Annotated in this window: 13 protein-coding genes; 9 read left to right on the plus strand and 4 right to left on the minus strand. The window is 64.1% G+C overall.

The window, feature by feature from the left end:
- The first annotated feature begins 32 nt into the window (after positions 1-32).
- From WBR68_RS29445 to WBR68_RS29470, 6 genes are all read left to right on the plus strand, one after another.
- The gene (locus WBR68_RS29445) at positions 33-1,226 is read left to right on the plus strand and encodes an amine dehydrogenase large subunit (protein WP_230696004.1); all 1,194 of its coding nucleotides are present in this window, start codon (positions 33-35) and stop codon (positions 1,224-1,226) included.
- On the plus strand, positions 1,223-1,774 hold the full coding sequence (locus WBR68_RS29450) for a MauE/DoxX family redox-associated membrane protein (protein WP_050449074.1): 552 nt from the start codon (positions 1,223-1,225) through the stop codon (positions 1,772-1,774). The genes WBR68_RS29445 and WBR68_RS29450 overlap by 4 nt, the downstream gene beginning before the upstream one ends.
- 11 nt (positions 1,775-1,785) lie before the next feature.
- A complete protein-coding gene (mauD, locus tag WBR68_RS29455; RefSeq protein WP_230696005.1) occupies positions 1,786-2,424 on the plus strand; it encodes a methylamine dehydrogenase accessory protein MauD in 639 nt (212 codons plus the stop codon).
- Positions 2,408-2,941: a methylamine dehydrogenase light chain gene (locus WBR68_RS29460; RefSeq protein WP_127183958.1), complete on the plus strand. Its 534-nt coding sequence runs from the start codon at positions 2,408-2,410 to the stop codon at positions 2,939-2,941. The genes mauD and WBR68_RS29460 overlap by 17 nt, the downstream gene beginning before the upstream one ends.
- A 20-nt stretch (positions 2,942-2,961) precedes the next feature.
- Positions 2,962-3,471 carry a c-type cytochrome gene (locus tag WBR68_RS29465; RefSeq protein ID WP_230696006.1) on the plus strand — a complete coding sequence of 170 codons (510 nt, stop codon included), beginning with the start codon at positions 2,962-2,964 and terminating at the stop codon, positions 3,469-3,471.
- A gap of 149 nt (positions 3,472-3,620) precedes the next feature.
- Positions 3,621-4,574, plus strand: coding sequence for an AraC-like ligand-binding domain-containing protein (locus WBR68_RS29470; protein WP_050449078.1), 954 nt, complete (start codon positions 3,621-3,623; stop codon positions 4,572-4,574).
- Positions 4,575-4,624: 50 nt separating this feature from the next.
- Here the strand turns inward: WBR68_RS29470 and WBR68_RS29475 are convergent, their stop codons facing one another.
- Positions 4,625-5,299 (minus strand): epoxyqueuosine reductase QueH, encoded by a 675-nt coding sequence (locus tag WBR68_RS29475; protein WP_050449079.1) that lies wholly within the window; start codon positions 5,297-5,299, stop codon positions 4,625-4,627.
- A 93-nt stretch (positions 5,300-5,392) separates the two neighbouring features.
- Positions 5,393-8,185 carry a bifunctional [glutamate--ammonia ligase]-adenylyl-L-tyrosine phosphorylase/[glutamate--ammonia-ligase] adenylyltransferase gene (glnE, locus tag WBR68_RS29480; RefSeq protein WP_230696007.1) on the minus strand — a complete coding sequence of 931 codons (2,793 nt, stop codon included), beginning with the start codon at positions 8,183-8,185 and terminating at the stop codon, positions 5,393-5,395.
- Between the two features lie 126 nt (positions 8,186-8,311).
- On the opposite strand from glnE, the gene WBR68_RS29485 reads away from it, so the two are divergent.
- Positions 8,312-11,989 carry a YhdP family protein gene (locus WBR68_RS29485; RefSeq protein WP_230696008.1) on the plus strand — a complete coding sequence of 1,226 codons (3,678 nt, stop codon included), beginning with the start codon at positions 8,312-8,314 and terminating at the stop codon, positions 11,987-11,989.
- A gap of 84 nt (positions 11,990-12,073) precedes the next feature.
- On the opposite strand, the gene rho is transcribed toward WBR68_RS29485, so the two are convergent.
- Both rho and trxA read right to left on the minus strand, forming a co-directional pair.
- Positions 12,074-13,333 carry a transcription termination factor Rho gene (gene rho, locus WBR68_RS29490; RefSeq protein ID WP_006218533.1) on the minus strand — a complete coding sequence of 420 codons (1,260 nt, stop codon included), beginning with the start codon at positions 13,331-13,333 and terminating at the stop codon, positions 12,074-12,076.
- Between the two features lie 113 nt (positions 13,334-13,446).
- Positions 13,447-13,773: a thioredoxin TrxA gene (trxA, locus tag WBR68_RS29495; RefSeq protein WP_006218534.1), complete on the minus strand. Its 327-nt coding sequence runs from the start codon at positions 13,771-13,773 to the stop codon at positions 13,447-13,449.
- A gap of 325 nt (positions 13,774-14,098) precedes the next feature.
- On the opposite strand from trxA, the gene parE reads away from it, so the two are divergent.
- Both parE and WBR68_RS29505 read left to right on the plus strand, forming a co-directional pair.
- Positions 14,099-16,060, plus strand: a complete 1,962-nt coding sequence (parE, locus tag WBR68_RS29500) for a DNA topoisomerase IV subunit B (RefSeq protein ID WP_127183962.1) — start codon at positions 14,099-14,101, stop codon at positions 16,058-16,060.
- Positions 16,060-16,668, plus strand: coding sequence for a YcxB family protein (locus tag WBR68_RS29505; RefSeq protein WP_230696009.1), 609 nt, complete (start codon positions 16,060-16,062; stop codon positions 16,666-16,668). Before parE ends, WBR68_RS29505 begins: the two co-directional genes overlap by 1 nt.
- Positions 16,669-16,707: the final 39 nt, after the last annotated feature.

Raw genomic sequence — 16,707 nt, forward strand, 5'->3', positions numbered from 1 at the left:
GAATCGGATCACATGACACCAGGAGAATATCGATGATTGCGCGTCGAGCCAGATCACGAGCGTTGCGGGCGGGCCGCTGGGCGCTGTGCGCCGCCTTGGCCAGCGCCTCGGGCCTAGCCTGGGCGGACTTGCCCATAGAGGAACTCAAGGGTGGCACCCGCTTGCCCCCGGCCACGGCGCACCGGCTGTACGTCATGGACGCGGCCTTCAACCACCTGGTCGACAGCCGGGTCAACATCTATGACGGCGATACCGGCAAATTCCTGGGGCTGGTGCCGACGTCGTTCAACGGCCACATGACGGTGTCGTCCGACGGCCGCGACATCTATGTCATGACGACCTATTACGAGCGGCTCAATCGCGGCAAGCGCACCGACGTCATCGAAGCCTGGGACGCCGAAACCTTGACGCCCAAGTACGAGGTGCCCATTCCGCAAAAGCGCGCGCAAGCGCTGAATTACCGCAACTACCTGCGCCAAAGCACCGACGGTGAATTGTTGTTCGTGCAGAACGCCACGCCCGCTACCTCGGTCACCGTGGTGGACGTGAAGACCCGCCAGTTCGCCGACGAGATCACGGCCGCGGCCGGGTGCTGGAGCGTCATTCCGCTGCCTTCGCGCCCGCGCAGTTTCACCACGATATGCGGCGATGGCGCGCTGCTGACCATCGACCTGGACGCGGCCGGCAAGCCCGCCGCCCAGCACCGCAGCCAGCCGATGTTCGACCTGGAAAAAGACCCCATCTTCACGCACACCGAGAACCTGGGCGACACCTTCTATTTCGTGTCCTACAACGGCAGCGTTTACACCGCCGACTTCAGCGGCAAGGAAGTCAGTTTCGGCAAGCCATGGTCGCTGCTGGACGCCTCCGGCAAGGACCAGGGCTGGCGGCCGGGCGGCTACAACCTGCTGGCCGTCAACCGCGCGCTGAAGCGGCTGTACGTGGGCATGCATCCGAACGGCGCGGAAGGCACGCATAAAACACCCGCCGCCGAGATCTGGGTCTATGACCTGGAATCGCGCAAGCGCGTGGCGCGCGTACCGGGCAAAGGCGCGCTGTCGATGTCGGTATCGCAGGACGACAAGCCGCGCCTGTTCACCATTGACGGCGGCAACGTCAGCGTCTTTGACGCCGCGCCGGCCGCACCGGTATTCAAGACCACCATCCAGGCAGCAGGCGAAACCGCGCTGCAGGTCGAGCCGCAGCCATTCAAGGGGGCGCCATGAACGACCCCGTTTTGTTCTATGGCGCGAGCGCCGCGCTGGCCTGCGTGCTGCTGTTGGGCGCGCTGGAAAAAATGAAGGATATGACGGCGTTCTCGGCTGCGGTGTCGGCCTACGACATCCTGCCGTCAAGCTGGGGCGGCATGTTCGCGCGCGGCTACGTGCTGGCTGAGTTGGCGGCGGGTGTGTTGCTGCTGATACCCGGGCAGCAAGCCGCGGGCGCTCTGTTGGCGTTGGGGGTGCTGGCCGTGGCGACGTCGGCGCTTGCATACAACCTGGCGCGCGGGCATCGCGATATTGATTGCGGTTGCGGCGGGCCGGCTTCGCGCGCAGCGGGCGGCGCGCAAGTGGGCTTGTCCTGGTGGCTGGTGCTGCGCAACGGCGTCCTGGCGCTATGGGCAATGCCAGCCCTTGCGTCCCTGGCGGGGCAAGCGCGCAGCCTGCAATGGGCGGACGCCGCCGCCGTGTTCGGCCTGGCAATGACCGCCGTGGGCCTGTACTTCACCGCCAATCACTTGTTGGCCTCGCATCTCAAGCTGCGGAATCTTTGAAGGAGTTTCATATGGATGCCTTGATCATTTCCAATTTCCTGCTGTGGGGCGTGGTGCTGTGCCTGGTGCTGGTCATCCTGGCGCTGTCCCGGCAGATCGGCGTGTTGTACGAGCGGGTGGCGCCGATGGGCGCGTTGACCATGGACAAGGGCCCCGCCGTGGGCGAGGCCGCGCCGCGTTTCGCCTTGCCCGACCTGCTTGGGCGCCGCATCACGATCGGTGAACGTGGCCAGCACAGTCAGTTGCTGTTTTTCCTGTCGCCAACCTGCCCGGTGTGCAAAAAGCTGCTGCCTATCTTGAAGTCGGTCGCCAATACCGAAAGCGCGTGGTTGCGCATCGTGTTGGCCAGTGACGGCGAGATGCCCGATCATCTGGCGTTCTATAAGCAGGCCGGTTTGGAGCGCTTTCCGTACTTGTTGTCCACCGAGCTGGGCATGAAGTTCCAGATCAGCAAGCTGCCCTATGCGGTGCTGCTGGACGAAACGGGCACCTTGCGCGCCAAGGGCCTGATCAATTCCCGCGAGCAGTTGGAAAGCCTGTTCACGGCCAAGGAACTGGGCGTGGCGTCGGTGCAGGACTTTCTGGCCGCGGGCACGCTGGACGAGACCCGGATTTCCCGCAAGGAGAGTGGCAATGCACTGGCTGGATAAACTTGGAGAGCGCGCCACGCGCTCGGTTGCGCACGCCACGTCGCGGCGCAGCGTGCTGAACCGCATCGGCAAACTGTTGGTCGGCACGGCCTTCCTGGTGCCGGTGCTGCCGGTGGCGCGGTCGGCGCCCGCGGCCGGCAAGAAGCCGCAAATGGACGACACGGCGTGCGACTACTGGCGCTACTGCGCGGTGGACGGCTTTTTGTGTTCGTGCTGCGGCGGCAGCATGACGTCGTGCCCGCCCGGCACTTCGCCATCGGCCGTATCGTGGGTGGGCACATGCCACAACCCCTTGGACGGCAAGGACTATCTCATCAGCTACAACGACTGCTGCGGCAAAACGGCGTGCGGCAAGTGCATGTGCGCGGCGGCCGAACGTGAACGTCCGGGCTATCAGATGTTCCTGCACAACGACGTGAACTGGTGCATGTCCAATGAATCGTCGATCTTCCACTGCACCACATCGGTGATCGTGGGCTTGGCCAAACCCCAGGCGAAGGCGCCGGCCAAGCCATGAGGCCAGGTGGCAAACGGCGAATGACGGGACGTCGGCGGCCCTGGGCCGCCGGGGTCGCGGGGGTTGCAGTCCTGCTGCTGGTTGCGGGGCAGGCGGTAGCAGCGGACGATGCGTCCACGACCGCCCGCTTGCGGCAGGCCGTGCGCGCTGACTACGTCCTGCAATGCGCAGGATGCCATCGAGTGGACGGGCGGGGCAGCAACCCGCATGGCATTCCGGATTTTCGCCAGTCCGTGGGCGCGTTCGTGCACTTGCCCGAGGGCCGCGAATACCTGATCCGCGTGCCGGGCGCCGCCCATTCGCAGCTCAGCAATGCCGAGCTGGCGGCCGTGCTGAACTGGGTGCTGACGGAGTTCAGCGCCGCGCAATTGCCGGCCGATTTTGCGCCCTATACCGAAGCCGAAGTGGCCGTGGCGCGCCCGCGGCGGTACGACGATGTGGTGCCGGTGCGCCATGATCTGGCCAACAAACTGTCGTCCATGGGCTTCAGCTTGTCTGCATATTCTTACGGCAGCGACAGAAAACCCTAGCCCGGCAAGAACTTAGGGGTTGTCACGGATATTCCCTGCCCAAGCGCGGTGCTAGAAAGAGGCAGCATTCCATTCAACGCTGTAGCTGTGCCGCAGGGCTTGCCGTTCAAGGCACAAAAGGCACGCCGTTTCGAGACGCCGGAGTCGCCATGTCATCATCGCTTTTGCACAGTCCGCCCAGGCATTTCCTGGACTGCGCCAGTTGGCAGGAAAGCATCAGCAGCACCTTTGTGCCCTTGGAAGTGTCGGCGGTGTTTCCGTCGCGCTTCCGCAATAGCGTGGCGGTGGACGCTTTGGGCTGGATGCACGTCAGCGAACTGCGCAGCAGCGCGCAGCGCGTGCGGCGCAGCAAGCTGCTGGCGGGGCGGTCCGAAGAAGCTGGCTACAAGGTCACGCTGCAACTGGCTGGCCGAAGCGAAATTCGCCAATCCAACCGCACGGCCTTGCTGATGCCGGGCGAATGGAGCATCTACGACACCACACGCCCCTATGAAGTCGATGTAGATGACGGCGCGCATTTTCTGGTGATGCAGGTGCCGGGCAAGCATGCCGAAACCTGGCAACCGCATATGCAAAACGCCGTGGCGCGCAGCTTCAGTGCGCGGCAGGGTTGTGGCCGCATGGCCATGGACCTGTTGCGCGTGGCCTTGGGCGAGCATGCCCATTTGTCGGAAAGCGCCGCGCGCGACGCGGCCAATGCCGTGCTGCAGATGATGGGGCTGGATATCAGCGAACGGGCGGGAGGCATGGCCGAACAGGATCAGGCCGGTTTGAAGCATGCGCAGTTGCGCCGCGTACAGCAGCATATTCTTGAAAACCTGCATGATCCGGCCCTGTCGCCGGCGTCCGCGGCGGCGGCATTCCGGATGTCGCGTCGCTACCTGTACAACCTGTTCGCGCTGGCCTCCACCACGCCCGCTGACTTCATTCTTGGCGCCCGGCTGGAACGCTGTCGCGACGTGTTGCGCGATACGACGCAGGCGGCGCGGCAAATTGGTGATATTGCCTACCGCTATGGGTTTTCAGACGCGGCGCGATTCAGTCATGCATTTCGCAAGCGCTTCGGGGCATCGCCATCCGAATACCGGCGCCAGGAGCGCTAGGGCTCCTGGCGCCGGTCCCGCCTGAAAAGGACGCAAATGCAGCGCTGTGATCAGAGCTGCTCTTCGTTGATCAGGTCTTCCTTGCCGTAGAACTTCACACCGATGTGGATGCGGTCGCGGCCTTGCGCGCGGCGGTGGCGGTTCGTGTCGCGCAGCGAATAGACGCAGCCGCAATATTCCTGCTGGTAGAAGTTTTCGCGCTTGCTGATTTCGATCATGCGGGCCGAACCGCCGCCTTTGCGCCAGTTGTAGGTCCAGTAGATCAGGTCATCGTAGCGGGCCGCCGCGCGTTCGCCGCAGCCGTTGATCTGGTTCATGTCTTTCCAGCGCGAGATGCCGAGCGAGCTGGTGATGGTGTCAAAACCGTGTTCGTGCGCGTACAGCGCGGTGCGCTCAAAGCGCATGTCAAAGCAGGCGGTGCAGCGCTCGCCGCGTTCGGGGGCGTCTTCCATGCCCTTGACGCGGTCGAACCAGTTGTCCATGTCGTAGTCGGCGTCGATGAACTCGATGCCGTGCTGTTCGGCGAAGCGGATGTTTTCCTGCTTGCGGATCTCGTACTCTTTGACCGGATGAATGTTCGGGTTGTAGAAGTAGATCGCGTAGTCGATGCCGGAAGCCGTCATGGCTTCCATGACCTCGCCGGAACAGGGCGCGCAGCACGAGTGCATCAGCACCTTGCGGCGGCCGGCGGGAAGGTCAAGCTTGGGGCGGACGAGTTCGGACATGGCTGGCGTGCGGCAAAAAAGGCGGAAAACTCCTTATTTTACCGCGAGTTGGGGGCGCCGGGCCGGGCCTTGGCGCTGCCTCTTGGTTCTTTCCTAGCTCTTTTCCGTAGCGCCGCTACCGAGCACCGCTTCCCAGAGTTCACGCACGGCCGCGCGTTCGGCCACTAGTTGTTCCGGCCCCACCCGCGCCTTTTCCACGCCCTGCATGCGCATTTCGTGCTGCACGCGGCGCAAGCTGCGGTAGGCGTCGGCGGCGCGTGCGGCCAGTTCGGGCGCAATCAAGCCGGCTTCGCCCGCCAGCCGCAGCAAGGTGATGTTGCCCAGGTTTTTCACGAACACGGGGTGCGTGGCCGCATAGCAAAGCACCAGGTACTGCGTCACGAATTCCACATCGACCATGCCGCCACGGTCATGCTTCAGATCGAACTGCTGGCTGGTGTTGGGATGGCCGGCGTTGATCTTTTCGCGCATGGCCAGCACTTCGTCCCGCAACGCGGCGGGGTCACGGGGCTGCACCAGAATCGCTTCGCGGATCTGCTCGAAGCGGGCGCCCACCTGGGCATCGCCCGCGGCGTGGCGGGCGCGCGTCAGCGCCTGGTGTTCCCAGGCCCAGGCGTGCTTGTGCTGATACTGCTCGAAGGCCTCGACCGAAACGGCCAGCAGGCCGGCGTCGCCGTCCGGTCGCAGGCGCAGATCCACTTCGTACAGCCGGCCCGACGAAGTCATGGTGGACAGCCAGGACGTCATGCGGCGGCCGAGCTTGGCGTAGACCTCGGCGGCATCTTCACGCGGATCGTCAAACAGGAACACCAGATCCAGGTCGGACGCATAGCCCAGTTCCTTGCCGCCCAGCTTGCCGTAGGCGATGACGGCAAAGCGCGGCGGGGCGCCTTCCACCTTGTTCACCAGCGGCCAGGCGCGGTGAATGGTTTCGGTCAGCAGCAGGTCGGCAAGCGCCGACAACTGGTCGGCCAGCTTCTCCACCGTGAGCTCGCCTTCCAGATCCTGCGCCAGCAGTTGGAAGCTGGCCTGCCGCTGCACGTCGCGCATCAGGTTCATCTGCCGCTCGACGTCGGGGGCGCCATCGGGCAGGCGGCAAGCATCCAGGTCGGCGCTGAGTTGGCGCGCGATCTGGGCAAAGTCCAGCGGTTCGAACAGCGTGCGCCAGTCGATCAGGCTGTCCAGCAGCAGCGGATGCTGCGTCAGGTACTGCGCGGCCCAGGGGCTGGCGGCCACCATCCGCGCCACGCGCGCCAGCGTGTCGGGGTATTCGGCCAGCAGCGCCAGATAGGCGCTGCGCTGGACAATTTTCTCGATCAGGTCAAACAGGCGCACTGCCGCATTCAGCGGCGCCGAGGTCTGGCGAGCCGCGCGCAAGGCGGCCGGCAGCAGGGCTTCCATGCGGCGGCGGCTGCTCTCGGGCAGGCTGCGTACCCGATGGCTGCCCAGCAGCGTTTCGGTACGCCGCAGCAAATCCTGGGCTTCGTCGCCAAAGGCCTGCCGGATCTGTTCGGCAAGCTCGCACTCGCTGCCTGATTCGTCGGTGTCGTTGGCGCCGTCGGTGGACGTGCCGGTGTCTTCCGCGTCGCCCATGCCGACCATGCGGAAGACGTTGCGGAAGGTCTGCGACACGAATTTGCGGTGCGCGGCCAGCGTGCTTTCAAAGTCGTCCGGGCTCATGCCCAGCGCGGCGGCCAGTGCGGCGCGCTGCGCGGGGTCGCCCGGCAGCAGGTGGGTTTGCTCGTCTTCGCGATACTGCAAGGCATGTTCGGTGCGGCGCAGGTAGCGGTAGGCCTCTTCAAGACGCCGCGCGTCTTCCTCGGGCACCAGGCCCGCCAGGCGCTCGGCATGCAGGGCTTCCAGCAGGCCGCGCTTTTGCAGGGCGGGCATGCGGCCACCGCGGATCAATTGGGCAAGCTGCACCACGAATTCGATTTCGCGGATGCCGCCGTCGCCCAGCTTGATGTTGTTGGCGCTATCGATGCCGTTGCGCGCCATGGCGCGGCGCTGCCAGTCCTGACGGATGCGTTCACGCAGCGCGCGCAAAGCGGCCAGCGCATCGAAGTCGAAGTATTTTCGATAGACGAACGGCACGCGCAGGCTTTCCAGTTGGCGAGCCTGCGCGGCGCTGTCGCTGCCTTCAAACGCCTGCGCGGGCATCAGGCGGGCCTTCAGCCAGGCATAGCGTTCCCATTCGCGCCCCTGGCCGATCAGGTAGTGCTCAAGCGCGTCCAGGCTCCAGGCGAGCGGGCCCGCGTCGCCGTCGGGGCGCAGTCGCAGGTCGGTGCGGAATACCTGGCCATTGGCGTCCACTTCCGAAATCACCGGCATCATGCGCCGCGTCAGCCGGCCGTAGAACTCGTGATGGCTGATGCGGCGCGGGCCGTCCGTTTCGCCTTCTTCGCCATACAGCATGATGAGGTCGATGTCGGAAGACACGTTCAGCTCGCAGCCGCCCAGCTTGCCCATGCCGACGATCAGCATTTCCTGCGGCTTGCCGGTGGCGGGGTCGCGCGGCACGCCGTGCACCGCGGCCAGCTCGGCGGCCACGCTGCGGTAGGCTTGCGCCACCGCGATGTCGGCCAGCGTGGTCATTGCGCCCACCACTTCTTCAAGGTCGGCCTGGCCGGACAGGTCGCGCACGATCAGTACGCTGAACACGCGTTCGCGCAATTTGCGCAACACCATCCGGCAGGTGTCCAGCGGCAGGGTGGACGGCGCGTCGGGCCCGGCCAGTTCAGATTGCCATTGGGCCATCCTGGCGGCGGTGACGGGCTGTTGCACGGCATCCGCCAGCCACGCGGCCAGGTCGGGATGGGCGTCCAGGCGGCGGCGCAAGTGGCCGGACCAGGCAAGAGCGGGGGCAAGCAAAGAGGGCGTGGACATGGTGTTGGGACGGCAGACGGATGAGCGCGTTTCAGGTATAAGTGGGGACGATACCGCAAGACATATTCTCCTGCCCACCGATCCGTGTCTGTTTCAAAAAAAGCCCCCACGCCGCGCGCGCGACGCGTGATCCGCTGCCTATTCTGGGCCGTGTTGATCGTTTATTGCGTGGCGGCTGCGGGGTTTTTGGGCGTGCGCTACTGGGTGCTGCCTCGCGTGGGTGAATGGCGCCCTCAAATTGAAGCGTACGCCAGCGAGGCCTTGGGCGCTCGCGTCACCATCGGCGGCATCCAGGCCAACTGGCAAGGCCTGAATCCACGCTTGGATCTCACCGCTGTGCAGGTCGTCGACCACGACGACGCAACGCCCGTGCTGTCCCTGCCTTCCGTTTCCGCTGTGCTGGCCTGGCGCAGCGTGCTGACGCTATCGCCAAGACTGGTGCGTTTGCAGGTCGAAAAGCCCGAGCTGACCTTGCGGCGCGATGCCGCGAACCACCTGTGGGTGGCGGGGCAGAATATCGACTTGAACGCCAAGGACCATCAGTCCGATCTGGATCACCCGGCCTTGCAATGGTTGGTGCGGCAGCGCGAACTGCTGATCAACGATGCAACGATCGTCTGGCAAGACGACCTGCGCCGGGCTCCTCCGCTGCCACTGACCGGCGTTGATTTCTTGATGCGCAATGGCAGCTTGTCGCACCGTTTTGTGTTGCGGGCGTCGGCCGGCGAGGCCCTGGCTCGCAGGGTGGAATTGCGCGGGGAATTCAACCGCGGCCTGTTCGCCGCCAATGCCGCCAACCCGGCAAACTGGAGCGGCCAGCTCTATACGGAACTGGACGATGTCGAACCGCAGTCCTGGGCGCCTTGGGTCCAGGCGCCTGTGATTGCGGGACGGATCGCCGGTCGGGCCTGGCTGCAACTGGATCGCGGCAAGTTCACCGTGCTGACGGCTGATGTTGCCGTGCGAGGCGTGGACTGGGTGGCGTCCAAGGACGGGCCGGCCGTACAAGGCGCGTCGGCGCAATTTCGCGTGCAGGGGCTGCCGGGCGACTTTGTTCAACTTGATGGGGTGCCGCTGGCGCGCAGTGTCGGCGCTGCGGACCTGTCGATCAAGGGGGCGGTGCAACAGTTGCGGGTAACGCTGCCTGGCGTGTTCCAGGAACCGACCCTGGCCGCGCGCGAACTATCCGTGGATGCGCAGGTAAAGGGGCCGGACGCGGATCATTGGTTTGTCGACGTTGCGCAAGCGCATGTCGTGAACGATGACCTGGACGTGCGCGTGCAGGGGCAATGGAAGCCGGAAGGCAAAACCGCGGCGGGTAGTGTCGATATGCGCGGCACGATGGTGCGCGGCGCCATGCCGGCCATCCATCGATATCTGCCGCTTGAGGTGAATGCCGACGCGCGCGAGTGGCTGGCGGTTGGGTTGCCGGCGGGGGAAATGCGTTCGGCTGCCATCACGCTCAGGGGAGACCTGGATGACTTTCCCTACGCCGCGCCGGATGCCAGCGGCGAATTCGTCATTGCCGGCGCATATGCGGGCGCCAAGGTCGACTACGCGCCGCCGGGTTCGCACCACAAAGGCTGGCCCGTGCTGGAGAACCTGTCGGGCAATTTCCGCATTGACAAGGTAAGTCTGACGCTGGACAGCGCGGGTGGCGCGACCGCGCAGACCGGGCCGGGACAGGTGGTGAATCTTGGCGCGGTGACGGCCACGATCCCGAACATGGATGATGGTGCCGAACTGCTGCTGGACGGTGAGACCGCCGGCCCCGTTTCCGCGTATCTCGCCATGGCGGCCAATTCCCCCCTGGGCGGCTTGTTGGACGGCGCGCTGGATGAGGCGCGCGGCACCGGCGACTGGCGCGTGCCGATAAAGCTGAAAGTGCCGCTGTTGAACACCGACAATACCGAAGTGCAGGGCCACATCCTGTTCGAGGACAACAGCTTTACGTTCATGCCGGAAATGCCGCTGCTCACAGGCCTGCATGGCGACCTGGAGTTCTCTGAAAAAGGGGTGCGCACCAAGGAGATCCGTGGGCAGTTCCTGGGCGGGCCGGTCAAGATCTTCGGCACTTTGGCGAAAAATTCGGACGTGCTGCAATTCGAGGGGGCGCTGACGGGGGACGGCTTGTCGCAACTGAGCAATACGCCTTCCATGTCGCGATTTTCCGGCAAGACGGGCTACAAGGGCCGGCTGGGTTACCAGAAGGGCGGTTCGGTTGATATTTCCATGGAAACCGATCTGGCGGGCCTGGCGATCGACATGCCGGCGCCAGTGGGCAAGGCCGCCTCGTCGGCGCGTATGTTGAAGCTGCAGTGGGGTAAAGCGGAGGATCGCGGTGCAAAAGACCGGCGCTGGCTGACGGCCAGCCTGGGCGAAGACGTCAATGCGCTGTTTGAGCGGGACGCGGGCGGTGGCGCATCGTACTTCGCTCGTGGCGCGCTGGGCATTGGCCGACCTGCCAGTTTGCCGGATCGGGGGCTTAGCCTGAACGCCAGCCTGCCCGAGCTGGATATGGACACTTGGGAAACGGTGGTGGACGGCTTCGAGGCGCCGGCGGGCAAGGGCGGGGGCCGGAAAGCCGCGGCCAAGCCGGTCTTTCCCGAGCCGGAGCGCATCAGCCTTGCCACCGGCATCTTACGCGCAAGCGGTTACACCTTGAACGACCTGACGCTGTATGCAATGCGCCCGGGGCCGTCGCAATGGCGGGTGGACATCCAGTCGCGTCAGGCCGCGGGGTCGTTGGAATGGCGGGAAGCGTCCGGGGCGATCGCGGGCCAGATTACTGCCCGGATGAAGCACCTGTCGTTTGGGGGCGAGGGCGATACCAACGAGGCCGACAAGGCCCTGGCGTCTGGCAATGACCTGTCGGATATCCCCGCCATCGACCTGCAGGCCAAGGAATTCCTGTTGTACGGCAAGAATGTAGGCGAGCTTCAGGTGGTGGGCACGAACCTTGCGCGTGGCCGGCAATGGCGGCTGGACAAGCTGACCATCACCAACGACGCGGCCACTTTGAACGCCGTGGGAAGCTGGCGTCTGGAAGGGCCGGACCGTGGCTTGAGCGTGGACACGAACGCCAGCTTCTCGGATCTGGGCAAGTTCATGACGCGAATCGGCTTCGATGGCGTGGTGTCCGGAGGCTCGGGTACGGCCCAAGGCAAGGCAACCTGGCGCAACCTGCCATGGACCCACAATATTGCGGACATTGGCGGTGAGGTTACCGTCAGCCTGGATAAGGGCCGCTTCATGCACGTGAATTCCCGCACGGCGCGCCTGCTGGAACTGCTGTCGCTGCAATCACTGCAACGGTTGGCGCGGCTGGACGTCAACCCCACCAATCTGCTGCGCGATGGCTTTCCGTTCGACACCATTCGCGGCCACGTGAAGATGGCGGACGGCAATATGTCTACCGAGGGCTACAAGATCAACGGACCCGTGGCAACCATCGTCTTGGCGGGCGGGGTCAACCTTATCCACGAACGTTGGGACCTGAAGGCCGTGGTGATTCCAAACCTGGACGCCAGCGGCGCAGCCATGGTGACGGCGCTGGCGGTGAACCCGCTGATCGGCCTGGGCGCATTTGTCACGCAATGGTTGTTGAAACAGCCGTTGGCGCGCGCCATGACCATGGAATATTCCGTGACGGGTAACTGGGACGATCCGCAGATCGAGCCAATTGAGACCTCGGGCAAGGGCGCCGGCCCGGGCACCGACGCTGGTAAAGAGCCGCCCAAGCATACGCCGCGTCCCGCCAACGCCCCGGCTCGCAGCCGCATACCGGAGTTCATCGAGCACTGATGTCGTACTTGCGGCCGCCACGCTCCGGTAGCCCTCAATAAAATAAACCGCCCTTAGGCGGTTTATTTTTGACGTGAAGCCAGCTTACTTCTTCTTCATCATGTCGAAGAATTCGGCATTGGTCTTGGTGGCGCGCATCTTGTCCAGGATGAACTCCATGGATTGCACTTCGTCCATGTCGTGGATGAACTTGCGCAGCACCCAGACCTTTTGCAGCAGGTCGGGAGCAATCAGCAGTTCTTCGCGGCGGGTGCCCGACTTGTTCAGGTTGATGGACGGATAGACGCGCTTTTCAGCCAGGCGGCGTTCAAGGTGGACTTCGGAGTTGCCCGTGCCCTTGAATTCTTCGTAGATGACTTCGTCCATGCGGCTGCCGGTTTCGATCAGCGCCGTACCCAGGATGGTCAGCGAACCGCCTTCTTCCAGGTTGCGGGCCGCGCCGAAGAAGCGCTTGGGGCGTTGCAGGGCGTTGGCGTCCACACCGCCGGTCAGCACCTTGCCGGAGGCCGGCACCACGGTGTTGTAGGCGCGGGCCAGACGGGTGATCGAGTCCAGCAGGATCACGACGTCTTTCTTCATTTCGACCAGGCGCTTGGCCTTTTCGATGACCATTTCAGCCACTTGCACGTGGCGGGTAGCGGGTTCGTCGAAGGTCGACGCCACCACTTCACCGCGCACCGTGCGCTGCATTTCGGTCACTTCTTCCGGGCGCTCGTCCACCAGCAGGACAATCATGACGGCGTCGGGGTAGTTGGTGGTGATGGCATGCGCAATGTGCTGCATCATCACCGTCTTGCCGGACTTGGGGCTGGCGACGATCAAACCGCGCTGGCCCATGCCGATCGGGGCGAACACATCCAGGATGCGGCCCGTCAGGTTCTCTTCGCTCTTGATGTCGCGTTCCAGACGCATCGTGCGGTTCGGGTGCAGCGGCGTCAGGTTTTCGAACATGATGCGATGCTTGATCGCTTCGGGCGCCACGCCGTTGACCTTGTCCACCTTGACCAATGCAAAGTAGCGTTCGCCGTCCTTCGGCGTGCGCACTTCACCTTCGATGGAATCGCCGGTGTGCAGGTTGAAACGGCGGATCTGCGAGGGCGAGATGTAGATGTCGTCCGTGCTGGCCAGATACGAGGTCTCGGGCGAGCGCAGGAAACCGAAGCCGTCAGGCAGGACTTCCAGGACACCGTCGCCAAAGATCTGCTCGCCTTGCTTGGCGCGCCGTTTCATGATGGCGAACATCAGCTCCTGCTTGCGCAGGCGGTTGGCGTTCTCGATTTCCAGGCCAGCGGCCATTTCGAGCAGCTGCGAGACATGCAGCGCCTTCAGTTCATTGAGGTGCATCGCGGTGAATGTGGGGGAAAAGTAAAGGAGGGTTCTGGCGGCGCGCCACGGACGGGCTCGCGCGGTATTGAATGAGCGCCGCCTCCGGGGCGGCGCCTTTCACAGCACGCAGTTTACAACGCGCCGTCCAGGAATGCGGTGAGTTGCGACTTCGACAGCGCGCCAACTTTGGTGGCGGCGGCTTGGCCGTCTTTAAAGAGCATAAGGGTGGGAATGCCGCGGATGCCGTACTTGGTGGCGGTACCCTGGTTTTCGTCCACGTTCAGCTTCGCGATCGTCAGGCGACCCGCGTACTCGGTGGCGACTTCTTCCAGGATGGGGGCAATCATCTTGCAGGGGCCACACCAGGCAGCCCAGTAGTCCACCAGCACCGGCTGGCCGGATTTCAACACATCGGCATCGAAGCTTGCGTCACTGACGTTCTTGATTTGGTCGCTCATGATGGTGATTCTCGGTTCGGCAGCAAAAGGCGCGTAAAGAGACGCGCCTTGCCGTTGTTCTTGTATGTGGAATGGATTAAAGCATACCACTGTCAATAACAACAGGCATACCACTGTTAATAACAACAGGGTTTGCTGGTTTTGTGTAGGATGTTGCGGCGCAGTCATTGTGATCCGGGTCATTCTGCCCTGACGCGCTGGCTGTGACTGTCATCATCCTACCGAATTCGGAACTGGTCAGGTCGTGCGCAACCCACCGGGAGCCGCGCGGAATCTAGGCTTATCCGTAAAATGTCGGTTTTTTTCCACAGATGTTGGGGATAACTTGGCCACTCCACGTTACACCGAGGCGTCCATTCGCGTCCTGAAGGGGCTGGAGCCCGTGCGGCAGCGCCCGGGCATGTACACCCGCACCGAAAACCCCCTGCACGTTGTGCAGGAGGTCATTGATAACGCCGCAGACGAGGCCTTGGCCGGCTACGGCAAACAGATCCAGGTCACGCTGCATATTGATGGCAGCGTGTCCGTTGAGGATGACGGCCGCGGCATCCCCGTCGGCCTTCATCCCGAAGAAGGCGCGCCCGTCGTCGAACTGGTCTTCACCCGCCTGCACGCGGGCGGCAAGTTCGACAAGGCGGGCGGCGGCGCCTATGCATTCTCGGGCGGCCTGCACGGGGTGGGCGTTTCCGTCACCAATGCGCTGGCGACTCGGCTTGAAGTCGTGGTCTGGCGCGACGGCGCGGTCAACCGCCTGGTGTTCAAGGGCGGCGATGTTGCCGAACCCTTGGCCCCGTACGACCAGGGAGGCCGCAAGAAGTCCGGCACCCGTGTGCGCGTCTGGCCCGACGCCAAATATTTCGATAGCCCCAACATCCCCTTGGGCGAACTGACCCATCTCTTGCGCAGCAAGGCCGTGCTGTTGCCGGGCGTGAAAGTCACGCTGGTCAATGAAAAAAGCGGCGACACCAAGACCTGGCAATACGAAGACGGCCTGCGCGGTTACCTGGCCGAGGCGCTGACCGGCGCTGAACTCATGGTGCCGTTCTTCGAAGGCCAGCAGTATGCCGGGGCTGATCACGAGAACTTCGCCGAAGGCGAGGGCGCGCAGTGGGTGGTGGCCTGGACCGAGGACGGCAATGCCGTGCGCGAGTCCTACGTGAACCTGATCCCGACGCCAGCCGGCGGCACGCATGAATCCGGCTTGCGCGAAGGCCTGTTCGGCGCGGTGAAGGGCTTTGCCGAACTGCACAGCCTGTTGCCCAAGGGCGTGAAGCTGCTGCCCGAAGACGTGTTCGCCCGCGCCAGTTTCGTGTTGTCCGCCAAAGTGCTGGACCCGCAGTTCCAGGGCCAGATCAAGGAACGCTTGAACAGCCGCGACGCCGTGCGCCTGGTGGGCGGTTTTTCCAAGAGCGCGCTGGACCTCTGGCTGCACAGCAACGTTGAATACGGCAAGAAGCTGGCTGAACTGGCCATCCGCCAGGCGCAGGCGCGCCAGCGCTCGGCCCAGAAGGTTGAAAAGCGCAAGAGTTCCGGCGTGGCGGTGTTGCCGGGCAAGCTGACCGATTGCGAATCCAGCGACGCCAGCCGCACTGAAGTGTTTTTGGTTGAGGGCGATTCCGCCGGCGGCTCCGCCAAGATGGGGCGCGACAAGGAATTCCAGGCCATCCTGCCCCTGCGCGGCAAGGTGCTGAATTCGTGGGAAGTGGACCGTGACCGGCTCTTTGCCAACAACGAAATTCACGACATCTCGGTGGCCATCGGCGTGGACCCCCACGGCCCGAACGACACGCCCGACCTGTCCGGCCTGCGCTACGGCCGCATCTGCATCCTGTCTGACGCTGACGTCGACGGCTCGCACATCCAGGTCCTGCTGCTGACCCTGTTCTACAAGCACTTTCCCAAGCTGGTTGAAGCCGGCAACGTGTACGTGGCCAAGCCGCCGCTGTTCCGCCTGGATGTGCCCGCCCAGGGCAAGCGCCCGGCCAGGAAGATCTATTGCCTGGACGAAGGCGAGCTTGAAGCCGCACAAGACAAGTTGCGCAAGGAAGGCGTGCGCGAAGGCGCCTGGGCGGTCAGCCGCTTCAAGGGCCTGGGCGAAATGAATCCGGAACAGCTCTGGGAAACCACCATGAATCCGGACACGCGCCGCCTGCTGCCCGTGGGCTACGGGGATCAGACCCCGGAAGACACCACCCGCATGTTCGACATGCTGATGGGTAAGGGCGAGTCTTCGCAGCGCCGCGCCTGGATCGAGGAAAAGGGCAACCTGGCCGAGCTGGACATCTGATGACGTCCACCGTGCCCGACCCCGCCTCCGACTCCGCCCGCATGACCGTCGACATGACCGCCGACGACTACGCCGAGTTCGCTGCCTATGTGTACCGGCGGCCCGAGCTGCGCCGCCGTCGTTACCGGTCGCACCTGCGCTTTGGCATCCTGATGATCGTGGCGCTCTTCGCCTACCTGGTCTGGCAGACCTGGGACGGCAAGGGGCCCAACTGGTCCCAGATGCTGCCCGTGTACTTCCAAGGGCTGGCGGTGGGCCTGGGCATTCTGGTGCTGTTGGCGCTGGCCTATGAGTTCGCGCTGCCGCCGCTGGTCCGAATGAACACGCGCCGCATGCTGAACAAGCAGCCCGACGATCTGTTCCTGGGCCGGCATCAACTGGACTTCGGGCCCGAGGGCATTCTGGATACCACCACCCGCGCCTCCGGGCGCATGGAGTGGTCGGATATCCGGCGCGTCGAGGAGACCCCGCAGCACCTCTACGTCATTCTGGGCACCTTGCAGGGCGTGATCATTCCCAAGCGCGGCCAGGACGCCGCCACGCTGGCCGCGGTGCGCGCGCAATTGCGCACGCACGTCGCCGACACCCAGCTAGCCCCGTCCGCGTGAAGGCGCATTGACGCCGTTTCGATGAAATTGTCTACCTGA

It is taken from the genome of Achromobacter sp. JD-1 (assembly GCF_038594925.1).
Classification (GTDB): domain Bacteria; phylum Pseudomonadota; class Gammaproteobacteria; order Burkholderiales; family Burkholderiaceae_B; genus Achromobacter; species Achromobacter spanius_C.